Genomic DNA, 13,377 nt, shown 5'->3' with positions numbered 1-13,377 from the left:
ATATGACCGTCAAGGGGTCCTGTGACCGACTTCTCCTGCGACGACGGTCAGCAGCACAGGGGCATCGGCGAGTTCGTCGGGTGGGGCTGTCAGCGGGTCGACGGCGAAGGCGGTCAGGTCGGCCCGCATCCCCACAGCGATCCGGCCGGCGACAGCGGATTGGCCTGCGGCAGCAGCCGAGTGAGTTGTGTAGCCTTCCAACGCCATTCGGGCCGTCAGCGATTGGGCAGATCCGATCGGGTCGACATCGGGTGCGCCCGCGGGTCGCCGCAGCTGCGCATCGGCCATGATCGAGCGCGCGTCGTACGGGGCAATCGGCCAGTCGGACCCGAGCGCAAGCGTTCCGCCCGAATCCCGAATATCACGGGTGCGAAAGCCGCGCGAGGCGCGGTCGTGCCCGAGTCGGCTCGACCAGTTGTCCGGCTGATCGGCTTTCGTGTAGTGAGTGCAGTGGGTCGGCTGCATACTCGCCGCTCGATCCAGCGACGAAAAGTCGAAAGGGAAACCCTGACGGTTGGAGTCGCCGCGGCGGACGATTGCGGGCACGTGGCCGTCGAGTCTTTTTTCTATCACGAAAAGGTTACGAAACGGTCTCGGGTCCCGTATTGTCAGTTTCATCAACCGAACGCCTCGCTTCGCGAGGCCGGACGAAGGTCAAGAACATGGGCCGTCACAGCATCGAGGCAAGCCCGGCCGTCGGGCGCCATTCCCTCGCATTGCCCACATTGGTTCCCTCGGGTCTCGTACCCGCGGGGGTCGGCACCGCCATGCCCTTCATGGTCACCCACCACGCCGTGGTCCGCGGCCGCCAAACCTGGAGCAGGGGACACATTTTCGCGGCCGCAGCCGTTGCCGCGATCGGCGCCGGCGCTGTCGGGACGGTGTTGACAGGCGCGTTCGTCGACGATGCGACGCTCGCCTCGGCAACCCAAGCCGCCGGACCTGCCGTTGTGCCGCCGCTGGACCTACCGTCGATAGCAGCACTGGTACCGCAGATTCCCGCCGCTGCCGCATTGCCGCCGGTAGAAGTTCCTGTGGCCGAGGCTGCCGCGGCACCGGTCGTGCCCGGTCCAGTCGTCGCACCCGTCGTTGCTCCGCTGGTCGTTGCACCTGTGGTGGCACCACGGCCGGAGGTTCAGGCCGCAGCGCCGCCAGCTGTGGAGGCACCGGCTGCACCCGTTCCCGCTGCGGCCGAACCGACCAAGGTCGGGCAGCCGGAGAGCGGCACACTGTTGTTCCCGGGGGAGACCCCGCCACCTCCGCTGCTGTCGGAGCCCGCAGAGTTCCAGCAGTGGCTCGGCAACCACATGGACATGAAAGTTCGCTGGCTGGAAGGCAAGTAGTCCTACGCGATGGAGCTGGGATGCCCCGTCAACGGCAGTACTTCCATCGTCATGTAGGCGAACAGCGGTAGGTTCCAGAGGATCTCGTGCAACTCGTCAGGTGACTCGACGTCGAAGATGCTGATGTTCGAGTACTGACCCACAACTCGCCAGATGTGTACCCATTTGCCGGCGCGTTGCAGCTCCTGTGAGTATTCCTTTTCGCGCGCAAGGGTTTCCGTGCGAACGGTCGGGTCGAGATCGAGCGGAATGTCGACGTCCATACGGACATAGAACAGTGCCATGGTGTGTCGTCGCCTTCGCTAGTTTCTTGTCCAGGTCTTGACTGCGTCGAGGTTGAGTTCGACGCCGAGACCGGGCCCGTCGGGCAGATGAAGTTGTCCCTCGGAGTAACGAAGTGGCTCTTGCAGCAATTCCTCGTCGAACAGCAGCGGACCGAAAAGTTCGGATCCGAAGTCGATTCCGGGTTCAGCGCAGGCGAAGTGCAGTGAGGCTGCTGTGCCGATCGGACCCTCGATCGAGGTAGCCCCGTGGCACGAGATACCCGCCGCCTTCGCCACTGCTACGACGTCGCGGCTGCGTTTGAGGCCACCGCACTTCGTCGTCTTGATCGCGATGACATCGGCAGCCCGACGACGGACGACCTCGAGTGCGTCGTGCGGCGTCAGGACGCTCTCGTCGGCCATCACCGGAATCGGCAGCAGCGCATTGATTTCGGCGAGAACCTCGAGCTGTTCGCCTGGGGTCGGTTGTTCGACGAGTTCGACGCCCGCTGTCGCAAGGCGAGGCAGGTACTTGAACGCGGTCAGCCGATCCCACCGAGCGTTGATATCGACTCGGACGCCCGCCTTGCCCTGCAGTGCCTGCGCGATTTCGATGATTCGTCGGGTATCGGTCTCCGGATCCAGGGCGCCCATCTTGAGTTTGAAACTGAAGTTCATCCGAGCGACCAGCTTCGCTTGTGCTTCCTCGACGATCTCGGCCGCAGGCGCGGCGCCGAGTGCCCACGTGACGTCGATGCTGTGCCGAAATGCGCCGCCGAGCAATGTGTGTACGGGCACTCCGAGGCTGCGTGCCCAGGCATCGTGCATGGCGACATCGATTGCAGCCTTTGCGAATTGCGCTTTGGCAACAACCCGGTCGATGTCGGCAAGCACGCCCGTGATCTCGTCGACCCTGCGGCCGAGCAGTATCGGCACCATGTAACGCTCGATGAGGACCTGCATCGTTTCGACCGACTCGCCACCCCACCAGGGTCCGCCGGGCACGACACCTTCGCCGTAGCCGATGGCTCCACCTGACGTCCTGATCGCGACGAGCAGCAGCGGTTGCGCCGACATGGACGTGGTCGCGAACTTGTGCGGCCGGATGAGTGGGACGTCGAGAATCGTCGTCTCGACGGAGGCGATGGTCAGGTCGTTCATTTACCGATCCTTTTGTGTGACGGGCGGTTTCGTTCAGGCAGGATCGAGCACGAAGTTGTACGTGACGTGGTTCTTGCCGTCGTCGCCCGTGGTGGGATCGAGGATCAATTCGGGCTTGGTCGCCGATGCGACATCGCTGTCGAGCCATTCGCCGCCTGCGAAGTAGAGCTGGGTGGTCACCGATTCCTTGCCCGGCGCCGAGACGATGAGGTGCAGGTGGGCAGGACGCCATGGATGCCCGTTCTGCGCCTCGATGAACTGACCGGTCGGGCCGTCGGTCGGAATCTGGTAGGGCGCAGGCTGAATCGTCGTGATCTCGTAGCGACCGTCTTCGTCGGTGATGATCGTGCCGCGCAGATTCCAGTCCGGGAGGTGCGGGGCGAAGTGGGAGTAGTAGCCATCGTTGTCGGCATGCCAGAGTTCGAGGCTTGCGCCGGCGAGTCCGTTGCCGTCGAGGTCGGTGACTTGGCCTGCAAAGACCAACGGCGTGATCTCGCGGTCTTCCGCACGCATCGGCAGCGTCGAGACCGAAGGAAGGATCGGTGCGTTCGCCACGTAGTACGGACCCTCGATGCTGCCCTTCGTGCCCTTACGACTACGAGCGAGGACCTCTTCGACGGCATGCTCGATGAACACGTCGAGGAACAACGGCCACTCGCCACCTTCGCCGACATCGATGAGCCACTGCTTGAACACGCGGTACTCGGGATAGGTGACGCCGTGCTCGAGGATGACGTTGTGTAGTGCGCTCAGTGCGTCCTTCGCGATTGCGGCCAGGCGCTCGGGAGAGGTGTCGGCGGTTGCGCGTTCGTTTTTGAACTTGTCGGTCGCGGCACTGCCGGATCCTGCAGCGGTCGGGCTCGGCAGTGCAGTGTCGGTGTGGGTTTCGATGGTGGTCATCGGGGTCTCCTTGGGCTGGAGGTCGGCGGTGCCGGTGAGGATTGTGATGTAAGGTCTTGTGATGTACGCTATGCGTACTTGTAAACCGCAGTGCGTACACCTCTACTGTGCGCGCTGTCACAACGGATTGTCAACCGTGTGGAGGGGTGAATGACGTCGGAGAAGTTGCCCGAGAACGACCGCGACTACATCCAGAGCATCGAACGTGGATTCGCTGTCCTGCTCGCCTTCGACGCGGATCGCCCGAATCCGACGCTCGCTGAGTTGGCGTCGGCAACGGACCTGTCCAGGCCTGCCGTGCGTCGCATACTGCTGACCCTGCAACGTCTGGGATACGTGACGGGTGCGGGAACCCGGTGGTCGCTGACGCCACGTGTGCTGAGCATCGGCCAGCACTATTCGGCGACCAACACACTGCTGGAGTCCGCAATGCCGCGACTGCTCGAAGTTGCCGAAAAGACCGAAGAGTCAGCATCTCTCGGAGTGTTGGACGGGGTCGACGTCGTGTACGCCGCTCGGGTTCCTGTGCGCCGAATCATGAGCATCAACGTCTCGGTCGGCACCAGGGTGCCTGCCTACGCCACATCGATGGGCCGCGCCCTGCTCGCATGGGCGTCGGCGGAGACGGTCGACGATGTGGTCGCGAATTCCCGTTTCGAGAAACTTGTCGAAGGCACCATCACCTCGCCCGAGGCGCTGCGAATCGAGTTGGCTCGGGTCCGCGAACAGGGTTACGCGCTGACGTCGGAGGAACTGGAGAAGGGCCTGATCTCCGTGGCGGCGCCCGTGCGAGATGCGCGCGGCACGGTCGTCGGCGTCATCGCGTGCTCGACCTCGACGGCCCGCAACACACCGGAGCAGTTCCGCGAACACGCTGTGCCGATCGTGCTGCGTGCGGCGGCCGATTTGAGCGCCGATTTAGGCTTCGCCTCGTGAGTCTTTCAGGAGGTCAGGCCCTCCGGAAGGACTCACGAGGCGCGTAGCGCCCTGAAAACCGCGGCGAGGCCCTGGCCACCGCCGATGCACATGGTCTCCAGCCCATAGTTGGCGTCGCGACGTTCCATCTCACGCAGCAGGGTCGCCAGAATTCTGCCGCCGGTCGCTCCGACCGGATGCCCGAGCGAGATACCCGATCCGTTCGGATTCAACCGGGCATCGTCCGGCGCCAGGTCCCACGTCCGCAGCACCGCAAGCGTTTGCGCCGCGAACGCCTCGTTCAATTCGATCACGTCCATGTCGGCGAGCGTCAAGTCCAAGCGCGCCAACGCCTTTGCAGTCGCAGGCACCGGACCGATCCCCATCGTCCGCGGCGGAACACCCGCCACCGCCCAACTTGCCAGCGTCGCCAGCGGCCGCAGACCGAGCTGCCGAGCACGCTCCGGCGTCGTCACGATGCAGATCGCCGCGCCGTCGTTCTGTCCGCTTGCGTTACCCGCGGTCACCGTCGAGTCGGGATCGATCTTGGCCCGTATCGCTCGCAGGCCGCCGAGGGTTTCGACTGTTGTATCGGCTCGCGGGTGTTCGTCGGTCTCGACGAGCACGGTGCCGGATTTACGCTGGGGGACATGTACTCCCACGATCTCGTCGGCAAAACGGCCAGAAGTCTGCGCGGCCACCGCGCGCTGATGCGACTGGACTGCGTACGTATCCTGGTCGGCGCGGGAGATCGAAAACTCGGCGCGCAGATTCTCTGCGGTCTCGATCATGCCGCCAGGCACCGGATAGTGCTTCCCGCCGGCTGTGACGCGGGCTCGCGCCAGTCGATCGGACAGCGCAACTCCGTCACCTTTGATGCCCCACCGCATACCGGTCGCGTAGAACTCGGCTTGACTCATCGACTCGACGCCACCGGCGAGAACGAGGTCGCTCGCGCCGGTCGCGACCTGCATGCAAGCGTGAATCACTGCCTGCAGACCTGACCCGCAACGCCGATCGATCTGCATGCCGGGCACGTCGATGCCGAGGCCCGCGTCCAGCGCGGCGACCCGACCGATCGCGGGCGCCTCGCCGTTGGGTGAGGATTGGCCGAGGATGACGTCGTCGATATCGGCTCCGGAGATACCCGTCCGTGTCACGATCTCTGTGATGAGTGTCGACGCAAGAACCTGCGGCGCAATGTCTTTGAACACTCCGCCGAAGCGTCCGACCGGGGTTCGTACTGGCTCGCAGATGACGGCGTCGGGCATGATCTGTCCTAAATCTTGATGTGGGTGGTTCTTGATGTGGGTTAATTCACGAGTCGGGTGAGGTCGACGTGTATTGCGTCGGCGGTGGCGAGGAGAGCGGGTAGCAGGTTCTTGCGTACCTCGGTCGCCGTGTAGCGCGACGACTGTGTCGAAATATTCACGGCCGCAACAACGGTGCCGTGGTGATCGCGTATCGGCGCGGCCAGCGAGCGCAGACCCTGTTCCAGTTCCGAGTCGACGACGCAGAACCCTGCACCGCGAACTCGCGAGATCTCCTTGCGTAGAACATCTTTGGACGAGATCGTACGAACGGTCAGCGGTCGGAGGTCGGCATCCGCAAGGTAGGCATCGAGATCATCGCGCGAGAGTCCCGCGAGTAGGACGCGTCCCATCGAGGTGGCATACGCGGGGAATCGGGTTCCGATGGTGATGGACACGGTCATGATTCGGCTGACCGGAACTCGCGCGACGTAGACGACATCGGTGCCGTCGAGGATCGATACCGACGCGGATTCGTTGACACGCTTGGCAAGTGCCTCCAGATGCGGGCGCGCGACCTCGGGCAGCGTGAGGCTCGACAGATAGCTGTAGCCGAGCTCGAGTACCCGCGGCGTCAGCGAGAACAGCGAACCGTCGGATCGCACGTAGCCGAGTTCGGTCAGGGTCAACAGGAAGCGCCGCGCAGTGGCCCGGGTGAGGTCGGTGGCTTTGGCGACGTCGCTCAGCGTCTGATGCGGATGTTCAGCGTCGAAAGCTCGAATGACGGCGAGGCCACGGGCGAGGGACTGGACGTAATCGGTCGTCGGTTCCGTCATGTTCGCGCTGCCGTCGTGATGTGGTCGGTGACCAATGCGTTCACGCGATCGGCCTGCTCGACGCTGGCCAGGTGCGCGGCCGGATCCAACACGTGGAGAACGGAATTCGGGATCACTTCGGAGATGATCCGAAGGTCGGCAGGAGTTGTCGCTGGATCTTGTTCGCCCGCGATCACGAGAGTGGGAGCGGAGATACGAGCGAGATCGTCACGACCGTCCCAGCCGGCGATGGCCTCGCAGCAGGATGCGTAACCTTCGTCGTCGGTGTTCTCGATCATCGAGACCGATCGCGCGATCAGGTCGGGATGTTGTGCGGCGTAATCCGTTGTGTACCAACGGCTGACGACAGTAGCGGCAATCGACCCGGTTCCGTTGGAACGTACCGCCGCGGCGCGATCGATCCACCCCTGCGGTACGCCGAAGCGTGCGGCCGTGCAAATCAGCGTCAGAGTGCGAACCCTGTCGGAATGGTCGACGGCAATCGACTGTGCGATCGCTCCGCCGAGAGACAACCCGACGAGGTCGACCGACGTCAGCTCCAGTTTGTCGAGCAACGCGACGACGTCGCCGGCGAGGGACCGGATCGAATACGGCCCGGTCGGAGTTGGTGATTCGCCATGACCGCGCAGGTCGACCGTCAGCACTGCGTGCGTTGCGGACAGAGCTGTCACCTGCGGATTCCACATCGACCGGTCGGACCCGAGTGAGCCGAGCAGCACGATCGTCGGATTGTCGACCGAGTTGCCGGTGAGTTGGTAGGCGAGTTCGACGGACACTCTCGGGACCTCATGTTCGGTATCTGGACGGGTATGCGCTATGTGAACAAGATTAGCTGCCGAGAGAGGTCGCACGCAATCGCGTGTTCACTATACGAACGCTAGTTCACAATACGCACCGACCTGGGTATGCTCGATTTTATGATGGACAAGGTTGTTACCACCGCGGCGGAAGCCGTCGCAGATATTGCGGACGGCGCATCTCTCGCGGTCGGCGGATTTGGTCTGGTCGGCGTACCGGAGGTGCTGATCAACGCGCTTCTCGAACAGGGTGCGACGGACCTCGAAACTGTCAGCAACAACTGCGGCACTTCAGGATTCGGTCTCGGGGTGCTGCTGGCCGAGTACCGTATTCGGCGCACGATCAGCTCGTACGTCGGCGACAACAAGGAGTTCGCCAGGCAGTATCTCTCCGGTGAACTCGAGGTCGAACTGACGCCGCAGGGCACGCTCGCCGAACGGATGCGTGCGGGTGGTGCCGGCATTCCGGCGTTCTTCACGCCCGCAGGCGTCGGCACGCAGGTGGCAGACGGTGGACTGCCACTGCGCTACGACGGCAGCGGCGGGATCGCAGTTGCGTCCTCGCCGAAGGAGACACGCGAATTCGACGGAACGACCTACGTCATGGAACGAGGCATCGTCACCGATTACGCACTCGTTCATGCCTGGAAAGGCGATAGGCACGGCAATCTCGTCTACCGACGGAGCGCGCGGAACTTCAATCCGCCTGCGGCGGCCGCGGGCAGAATCACTATCGCGCAGGTCGAGCATCTGGTCGAGCCAGGAGAGATCGATCCCGACGAGGTACACACGCCGGGCATTCATGTGCAGCGAGTCGTCCACGTCGGCAAAGTGACCGTGGGAATCGAGAAGAGGACGGTGCGGTCGTGAAACTGACTCGTGAGCAGATGGCGGCAAGAGTCGCACAGGAACTCGAAGACGGGCAGTACGTCAATCTGGGCATCGGCATGCCGACCCTCGTTCCCGGCTTTCTCTCGCCGCACATCACGGTCGTGCTGCATTCCGAGAACGGCGTCCTCGGCGTCGGTCCGTATCCGACCGAAGACGAACTCGACCCCGAGCTGATCAACGCGGGCAAGGAGACGATCACCGTGTTGCCTGGTGCGTCGTACTTCGACTCGTCGGCGTCGTTCGGAATGATCCGCGGCGGTCAGGTCGACGTCGCCGTGCTCGGTGCGATGCAGGTCAGCGCGAAGGGCGATCTAGCGAACTGGATGATTCCCGGCCACATGGTCAAAGGGATGGGTGGCGCGATGGATCTGGTCCACGGCGCGCGCAAAGTCATCGTCATGATGGAACACGTCTCGAAGAGCGGTGCCCACAAGATCCTCGACGAGTGCACCTTGCCGCTGACCGGATTGGGTTGTGTACAAAGGATTGTCACCGATATGGCGGTACTCGACGTCACTCCCGACGGTCTCGTTCTGCTGGAGACGGCGCCGGGAGTGACTGTGGACGAGGTCCGAGCCGCGACGGGAGCTCGGATCCTCGATCACGTTCACGCGAGCTGAGCGAACTACTTCTTGAGGAAGTTCTTCGGCAGCAGTCGGCCGCCGATCTCGGCGAATGCACGCTGGTAGGACGAACCGCTGAGTCGAATGAGCAGATCGAGTGCATGTGCGTCGTAGCCGACGAGAATCTTCGCGTCGCCGCGCTCGACGCCCTTGAGGATGGTCTTGGCGGCGGAATCTGCACTGGTGGTGGCGATTTTGTCGAAGAGTTGATTGAACGCCTCGAGCCCGTCGCCATCGGCGGTCGTACTGTTCTTCGCGATGTCGGTCTTGATGCCGCCGGGGTGGACACACGTCACCTTGATCGGCTGCTTGGTGAACAGCATCTCCTGGCGGAACGACTCGGTGAAGCCGCGCACCGCGAACTTGGCGGCGTTGTAGGCACTCTGGGTCGGCATGGAAAACAGGCCGAAGACGCTCGATGTGTTGACGACATGTCCGTCACCGGTTGCCAACAGGTGGGGAAGGAAGGCCTTCGTGCCGTTGACGACGCCCCAGAAGTCGACGTCCATGACGCGTTCGAAGTCTTTGAATTCGGTCTTCTCTACGGTTCCGCTGAATGCGATGCCTGCGTTGTTGAACACGTAGTGCACCGCACCGAAGTGCTCGGCCACGGCATCAGCCCAGCTCAGCACGTTTTCGCGTTCTGCGACGTTGATGAGGTCGACCTTCACCTCCGCGCCGAGGGCCCGACACTGCCGAGCTGTTTCTTCGAGACCTGCGGCGTTCAGGTCGCAGATGGCGAGTTTCGCCCCGCGGCGAGCGAGTTCGACCGCCAAGCTTCGGCCCATGCCTGCCGATGCTCCGGTGATGACGGCGACTTTGCCCTCGAACTTGCCCATGCGGTGGTTCCTTACGTCGTTGAAAAGGCTTACTGAACAGTGCTCAATAGACTAGCGGGTGGTCGCTACCGTGCGCTAGTGGTCCACGCGACGAGTGCATAGTTTTGCAGGCTGCGGCACCGCCCCGCACCTGCAAAACTATGCACTCGATGTGGGTCAGCGATTCTTGAAGTACGAGACGTCGTCGTTGCCGATCAGGTCGGGCACGGTCCAGCCGTCGAGGTCGTACTCGGCGAGGAACTTGTCGGCAAGACCCTTCATCGCTGTGGTTCCGCCACGAGCCTCTGCGGCGAACAACAGCTCCGCCTTCACGTTCTCGTGGTTACCGGAGTAGTTGCGCTCGTAGAGTTCGTGCCTGCCGCCGAACTCGGATCCGATCGAATCCCACAGTGCCTTCATGACTTTCACCCGGTCGACCGCGGTGATGCCGTCGCTACCGCGGACGTACTTGTCGAGGTAGGGGCGAACCACAGGGCTCTTGAAATCGGCTGCGCTGGATGGCAAGTAGATCAACCCGGAGGCGACGTCCTGCTCGATGATCTCCTTGATCCGCGGGTAGCCGTGGATCATGAACATCCGGTAGGTGAGGCCGTATTCGAGCTTCGGAATGACGGCCCCGTTGAGCCACGGCTCGGGATCGCGTGCCATCGATTCCGTGAGCGACCACATCAGGTTCCGCCAGCCGATCACTTCGCCGACTCGCGTCTGGACACCGCGGAAGCCGCCCGACCCGGTGATCTCCAGCGCCTTCAGCAGCAGGCCGGCAATGAAGTCGAGCTTGACGGCGAGACGCGTGCAACCCTGGAAAGTGAAGCGCGGCAGGAAACCCGACTGCGGGAAGAACGCATTGATCTTCTCGACGTCGCCGTACATAAAGACGTTCTCCCACGGCACCAGCACCTTGTCGAAGACGAAGATGGTGTCGTTCTCGTCCATCCGTGACGACAGCGGGTAGTCGAACGGGGTGCCCATGACTGCTGCGGTCTGGGTGAACGACGTGCGGCAGATCAGCTTGACGCCTGGCGAGTCCATCGGCACCGTGCAGATCAGCGCGAACTCCTTCTTCTTGATCGGCAAGCCGTAATGCGCGATGAAGTTGTAGTTCGTGATCGCCGAGCCGGTCGCGACGACCTTCGCGCCACTGACGATCAGCCCGGCGTCGGTTTCCTTCTCCACCTTCATAAATACGTCGCCGACCTCGTCGGGAGACCGTTGGCGATCGACCGGTGGGTTGATGATCGCGTGGTTCCAGTACAGGACCTTCTCCTGCGATTCGCGGTACCAGCGTTCGGCGTTGGCTTGGAACGGTGAATACAGCTCCTTGTTGGCGTGCAGCGTGCCGAGGAAGCTGGCCTTGTAGTCGGGGGAGCGGCCCATCCAGCCGTAGGTCATCCGCGCCCATTCCGCGATAGCGTCGCGTTCCTTCAGTAGGTCCGCAGACGACGTCGGCGTCTTGAAGAACGGCATGGTGACGCCACCGTTGCCGGTATCCGTTGGGGCAGTGACCTTGTCGACGTGTTCGCCGGTGTGCATCGAGTCGTACAGGCGAGCGGTCATGCGGATCGGATTGCGGAACGCCGGATGTGTCGTCACGTCTTCGACGCGTTCGCCGTGGATGTAGATCTCGCGGTCGTCACGCAGCGATTCGATGTACTCGTCTCCGGTCATGGGACGGGTTGCGTAGTTCTGTTGCTGATTCGCGGGAGAGTTCTCCGCAGGATTGACCTTGCTTGTATCGACTGCGACGTCCTCGACGGGTCGCGATTCTGTTGTGGTCATGGCTGAGTTCCTTTGGTGAGGTGGGGATTTCGGACTGTCAAACGGCAGCGGTGTGAAGGTGGAACGGGGTGAAGCTGGTACTTGCTCCGAACCAGCCGATTTCGGGGTCATCCATCGAGCCCTGCCACGTCGCTGTTGCGCTGGTCGGGCCGAGGTCGTGAAAAGTGCTGCGATAGAACAACAACGGGTTCTTCAGTGTCGTGGTTGCTTCGACGATCTCGCCGATGAAGATGATGTGATCGCCGCCGTCGTACTCGGCCCAGGGCACACACGACAACGTCGCCGATGCGCCACAGATGACGGGCGCAGTCGGCCCGTCCGCCCATACCGGCTCGGGTGATTGCGGGCGGCCCGCGAAGTGCATTGCCGTGTCGACCTGGTCCGCGGCGAGAATGTTGACCGCGAACGGTGCGCCGCTGAGGTAGGCGCACGCCTTGGACTTTTTCGTCAACGTCACCTGGCACAGTCGCGGTTCCATCGATACGGCCGTGAAGGCTGTAACCGTCGCACCGTGCGCGTCGCCCTCGGAGTTCTTGCAGGTGATGACGGTGACTCCGCTGGCGAATTGGCCGAAGATGTTGCGAAGTTCGCGTTGTTCCATCGCTGGCCTCCTTCCGGATTTCGGTTCGATGTGACGTAGAACATAAAGTGGCGGGTCGGTGTCGGCGATCCGCAAAGCGCGGCCACGATCCTCTTTGCGCGGGCATCTGGATCGAGGCTTGAACGAAGCCGTAGTTGCCATGAATAGTGGCGAGCGCCACACTCGAAAGAACGCGCCCGACTACGGACAAGGAGGTTCGCCGATGACGTCGCTTCCGGAAGCGAACCCGCCGCAGGACTGGGACGAGGCCTGCCACGCCGTCAGCGACGCCTACTTTCCGCACACGTTGACGCCGCTGTCGAAGGACGACGCGACCCACACTTTCGTCAACGCCGTCGAACTCGGACCGGTGGTTCTCGCCAAGATCGGGTGGGGCGCAGACGTCGCCGTCGCCTCCGATCACCCCGGCGCGTACGCGGTGAACATTCCGATGTCGGGACACATCGAGTCGGTATCGGGCGGGGAACCCGTCTACTCGTCGAACGGCATGGCCACGATCTGCCCGCCCGATACGTCGACGCGGATCATCGAATGGACGAAGTCGTGCGCGATCCTCGGCGTCAAGCTCGATCGCGACTATCTGAGTGGTGAAATGACGCGCGTGTTCGCACGGCCAGGTATGCAATTACCGCCGCAGGTCGATCTACGAAACGAACGTGGCGCGAGCTGGCTCGAATTCGTCAGATTTGTTGCAACGCAAGCACAAGGCGATCAGAGCGTGCTGCGGAACAAACTCGTCTCCGATCAGCTCGCGGGAGCGATCACCAGTGCATTCCTGCTTGCTGCTGTGCACGACGACGAGGTCGCGGGTGCGGTTGTTCGGCCACGCATCGTCAAGCGTGTGATCGATCGCATGCAAGCCGATCCAGCGCGGGCCTGGACCGCCGCGGACATGGCCGAGGTGGCCGGCATCAGCGTGCGGCGGCTGCAGGAAGGCTTCCGCGAGTACGTCGGCATGAGCCCGATGGAGTACTTGCGTGAACTCCGCTTGGAACGCGTCTACGCCGACCTGTCCGAGGGCGGCCCGGGCCTCTCGGTGACCGACGTCGCGATGCGGTGGGGGCTGATGCACACCGGCCGATTCGCGGCCGCGTTCCGTCGCAAGTACGGAATCTCGCCATCCGAGGCGTTGCGCGGGCCGTAACTCGGGTGAAGGTTCGGCGACCAGGGACTGCCAAA

General features: G+C 63.0%; 15 protein-coding genes. 5 read left to right on the top strand and 10 right to left on the bottom strand.

All coding sequences use genetic code 11. From position 1 onward, the window contains the following. Window positions 1–9: 9 nt before the first annotated feature. Entirely contained in the window at window positions 10–573 is a 564-nt protein-coding gene (locus tag JGU71_RS26320; protein ID WP_307829895.1) for an amidohydrolase family protein, read from the bottom strand. Window positions 574–662: 89 nt separating this feature from the next. Here JGU71_RS26320 and JGU71_RS26315 point away from each other — a divergent pair, with 89 nt between their 5' ends. Beyond that, on the top strand, window positions 663–1,343 hold the full coding sequence (locus JGU71_RS26315; RefSeq protein WP_199707869.1) for a hypothetical protein: 681 nt from the start codon (window positions 663–665) through the stop codon (window positions 1,341–1,343). Window positions 1,344–1,345: 2 nt separating this feature from the next. Here JGU71_RS26315 and catC read toward each other — a convergent pair whose 3' ends face one another. The 3 genes from catC to catA are packed head-to-tail and all read right to left on the bottom strand — an operon-like array spanning window position 1,346 to window position 3,667. Continuing rightward, on the bottom strand, window positions 1,346–1,627 hold the full coding sequence (gene catC, locus JGU71_RS26310; RefSeq protein WP_199707868.1) for a muconolactone Delta-isomerase: 282 nt from the start codon (window positions 1,625–1,627) through the stop codon (window positions 1,346–1,348). A gap of 18 nt (window positions 1,628–1,645) precedes the next feature. After that, on the bottom strand, window positions 1,646–2,767 hold the full coding sequence (locus JGU71_RS26305; RefSeq protein ID WP_199707866.1) for a muconate/chloromuconate family cycloisomerase: 1,122 nt from the start codon (window positions 2,765–2,767) through the stop codon (window positions 1,646–1,648). 33 nt (window positions 2,768–2,800) lie between these two features. After that, window positions 2,801–3,667 (bottom strand): catechol 1,2-dioxygenase, encoded by an 867-nt coding sequence (catA, locus tag JGU71_RS26300; protein ID WP_199707864.1) that lies wholly within the window; start codon window positions 3,665–3,667, stop codon window positions 2,801–2,803. Window positions 3,668–3,832: 165 nt separating this feature from the next. Between catA and JGU71_RS26295 the strand changes: the two genes are divergently transcribed. Continuing rightward, window positions 3,833–4,603, top strand: coding sequence for an IclR family transcriptional regulator domain-containing protein (locus JGU71_RS26295; RefSeq protein ID WP_199708001.1), 771 nt, complete (start codon window positions 3,833–3,835; stop codon window positions 4,601–4,603). 32 nt (window positions 4,604–4,635) lie between these two features. On the opposite strand, the gene JGU71_RS26290 is transcribed toward JGU71_RS26295, so the two are convergent. Genes JGU71_RS26290 through pcaD form a run of 3 tightly spaced genes read right to left on the bottom strand, consistent with a single transcriptional unit; the run spans window position 4,636 to window position 7,444 of the window. Next, window positions 4,636–5,853, bottom strand: a complete 1,218-nt coding sequence (locus tag JGU71_RS26290) for an acetyl-CoA C-acetyltransferase (RefSeq protein WP_199707862.1) — start codon at window positions 5,851–5,853, stop codon at window positions 4,636–4,638. Window positions 5,854–5,894: 41 nt separating this feature from the next. Further along, window positions 5,895–6,668, bottom strand: a complete 774-nt coding sequence (locus JGU71_RS26285) for an IclR family transcriptional regulator domain-containing protein (RefSeq protein WP_199707860.1) — start codon at window positions 6,666–6,668, stop codon at window positions 5,895–5,897. Beyond that, on the bottom strand, window positions 6,665–7,444 hold the full coding sequence (pcaD, locus tag JGU71_RS26280; RefSeq protein ID WP_199707858.1) for a 3-oxoadipate enol-lactonase: 780 nt from the start codon (window positions 7,442–7,444) through the stop codon (window positions 6,665–6,667). Before pcaD ends, JGU71_RS26285 begins: the two co-directional genes overlap by 4 nt. Before the next feature lie 144 nt (window positions 7,445–7,588). Between pcaD and JGU71_RS26275 the strand changes: the two genes are divergently transcribed. Together JGU71_RS26275 and JGU71_RS26270 are read left to right on the top strand one after the other, a co-directional pair. Further along, on the top strand, window positions 7,589–8,335 hold the full coding sequence (locus JGU71_RS26275) for a CoA transferase subunit A (RefSeq protein WP_199707998.1): 747 nt from the start codon (window positions 7,589–7,591) through the stop codon (window positions 8,333–8,335). A gap of 17 nt (window positions 8,336–8,352) precedes the next feature. Beyond that, window positions 8,353–8,976, top strand: coding sequence for a CoA transferase subunit B (locus JGU71_RS26270; RefSeq protein WP_199707995.1), 624 nt, complete (start codon window positions 8,353–8,355; stop codon window positions 8,974–8,976). Between the two features lie 5 nt (window positions 8,977–8,981). On the opposite strand, the gene JGU71_RS26265 is transcribed toward JGU71_RS26270, so the two are convergent. The 3 genes from JGU71_RS26265 to JGU71_RS26255 all read right to left on the bottom strand — a co-directional run bounded on the left by JGU71_RS26265 (window position 8,982) and on the right by JGU71_RS26255 (window position 12,198). After that, a complete protein-coding gene (locus JGU71_RS26265) occupies window positions 8,982–9,818 on the bottom strand; it encodes an SDR family NAD(P)-dependent oxidoreductase (protein WP_199707856.1) in 837 nt (278 codons plus the stop codon). A gap of 156 nt (window positions 9,819–9,974) precedes the next feature. Further along, complete coding sequence (locus JGU71_RS26260; protein WP_199707854.1) at window positions 9,975–11,597, bottom strand: 4-hydroxyphenylacetate 3-hydroxylase family protein; 1,623 nt, start codon at window positions 11,595–11,597, stop codon at window positions 9,975–9,977. Window positions 11,598–11,634: 37 nt separating this feature from the next. Next, complete coding sequence (locus JGU71_RS26255) at window positions 11,635–12,198, bottom strand: flavin reductase family protein (protein WP_199707852.1); 564 nt, start codon at window positions 12,196–12,198, stop codon at window positions 11,635–11,637. 202 nt (window positions 12,199–12,400) lie between these two features. Here JGU71_RS26255 and JGU71_RS26250 point away from each other — a divergent pair, with 202 nt between their 5' ends. Further along, on the top strand, window positions 12,401–13,342 hold the full coding sequence (locus tag JGU71_RS26250) for an AraC family transcriptional regulator (protein WP_199707850.1): 942 nt from the start codon (window positions 12,401–12,403) through the stop codon (window positions 13,340–13,342). The last annotated feature ends 35 nt before the right edge of the window (window positions 13,343–13,377 follow it).

This window comes from Antrihabitans stalagmiti (assembly GCF_016482825.1).
Taxonomy (GTDB): Bacteria; Actinomycetota; Actinomycetes; order Mycobacteriales; family Mycobacteriaceae; genus Antrihabitans; species Antrihabitans stalagmiti.
The sequence above is the reverse complement of the archived record's forward strand: the minus strand, read 5'-3'. Positions and strand labels throughout refer to the sequence as shown.

Coding starts and splice junctions, on each gene's coding strand:
- JGU71_RS26315 (WP_199707869.1), top strand. CDS start 663: ATGGGCCGTCACAGCATCGAGGCAAGCCCGGCCGTCGGGCGCCATTCC.
- catA (WP_199707864.1), bottom strand. CDS start 3,667: ATGACCACCATCGAAACCCACACCGACACTGCACTGCCGAGCCCGACC.
- JGU71_RS26250 (WP_199707850.1), top strand. CDS start 12,401: ATGACGTCGCTTCCGGAAGCGAACCCGCCGCAGGACTGGGACGAGGCC.
- catC (WP_199707868.1), bottom strand. CDS start 1,627: ATGGCACTGTTCTATGTCCGTATGGACGTCGACATTCCGCTCGATCTC.
- JGU71_RS26285 (WP_199707860.1), bottom strand. CDS start 6,668: ATGACGGAACCGACGACCGATTACGTCCAGTCCCTCGCCCGTGGCCTC.
- JGU71_RS26275 (WP_199707998.1), top strand. CDS start 7,589: ATGGACAAGGTTGTTACCACCGCGGCGGAAGCCGTCGCAGATATTGCG.
- JGU71_RS26290 (WP_199707862.1), bottom strand. CDS start 5,853: ATGCCCGACGCCGTCATCTGCGAGCCAGTACGAACCCCGGTCGGACGC.
- JGU71_RS26305 (WP_199707866.1), bottom strand. CDS start 2,767: ATGAACGACCTGACCATCGCCTCCGTCGAGACGACGATTCTCGACGTC.
- JGU71_RS26255 (WP_199707852.1), bottom strand. CDS start 12,198: ATGGAACAACGCGAACTTCGCAACATCTTCGGCCAATTCGCCAGCGGA.
- JGU71_RS26265 (WP_199707856.1), bottom strand. CDS start 9,818: ATGGGCAAGTTCGAGGGCAAAGTCGCCGTCATCACCGGAGCATCGGCA.
- JGU71_RS26270 (WP_199707995.1), top strand. CDS start 8,353: ATGGCGGCAAGAGTCGCACAGGAACTCGAAGACGGGCAGTACGTCAAT.
- JGU71_RS26260 (WP_199707854.1), bottom strand. CDS start 11,597: ATGACCACAACAGAATCGCGACCCGTCGAGGACGTCGCAGTCGATACA.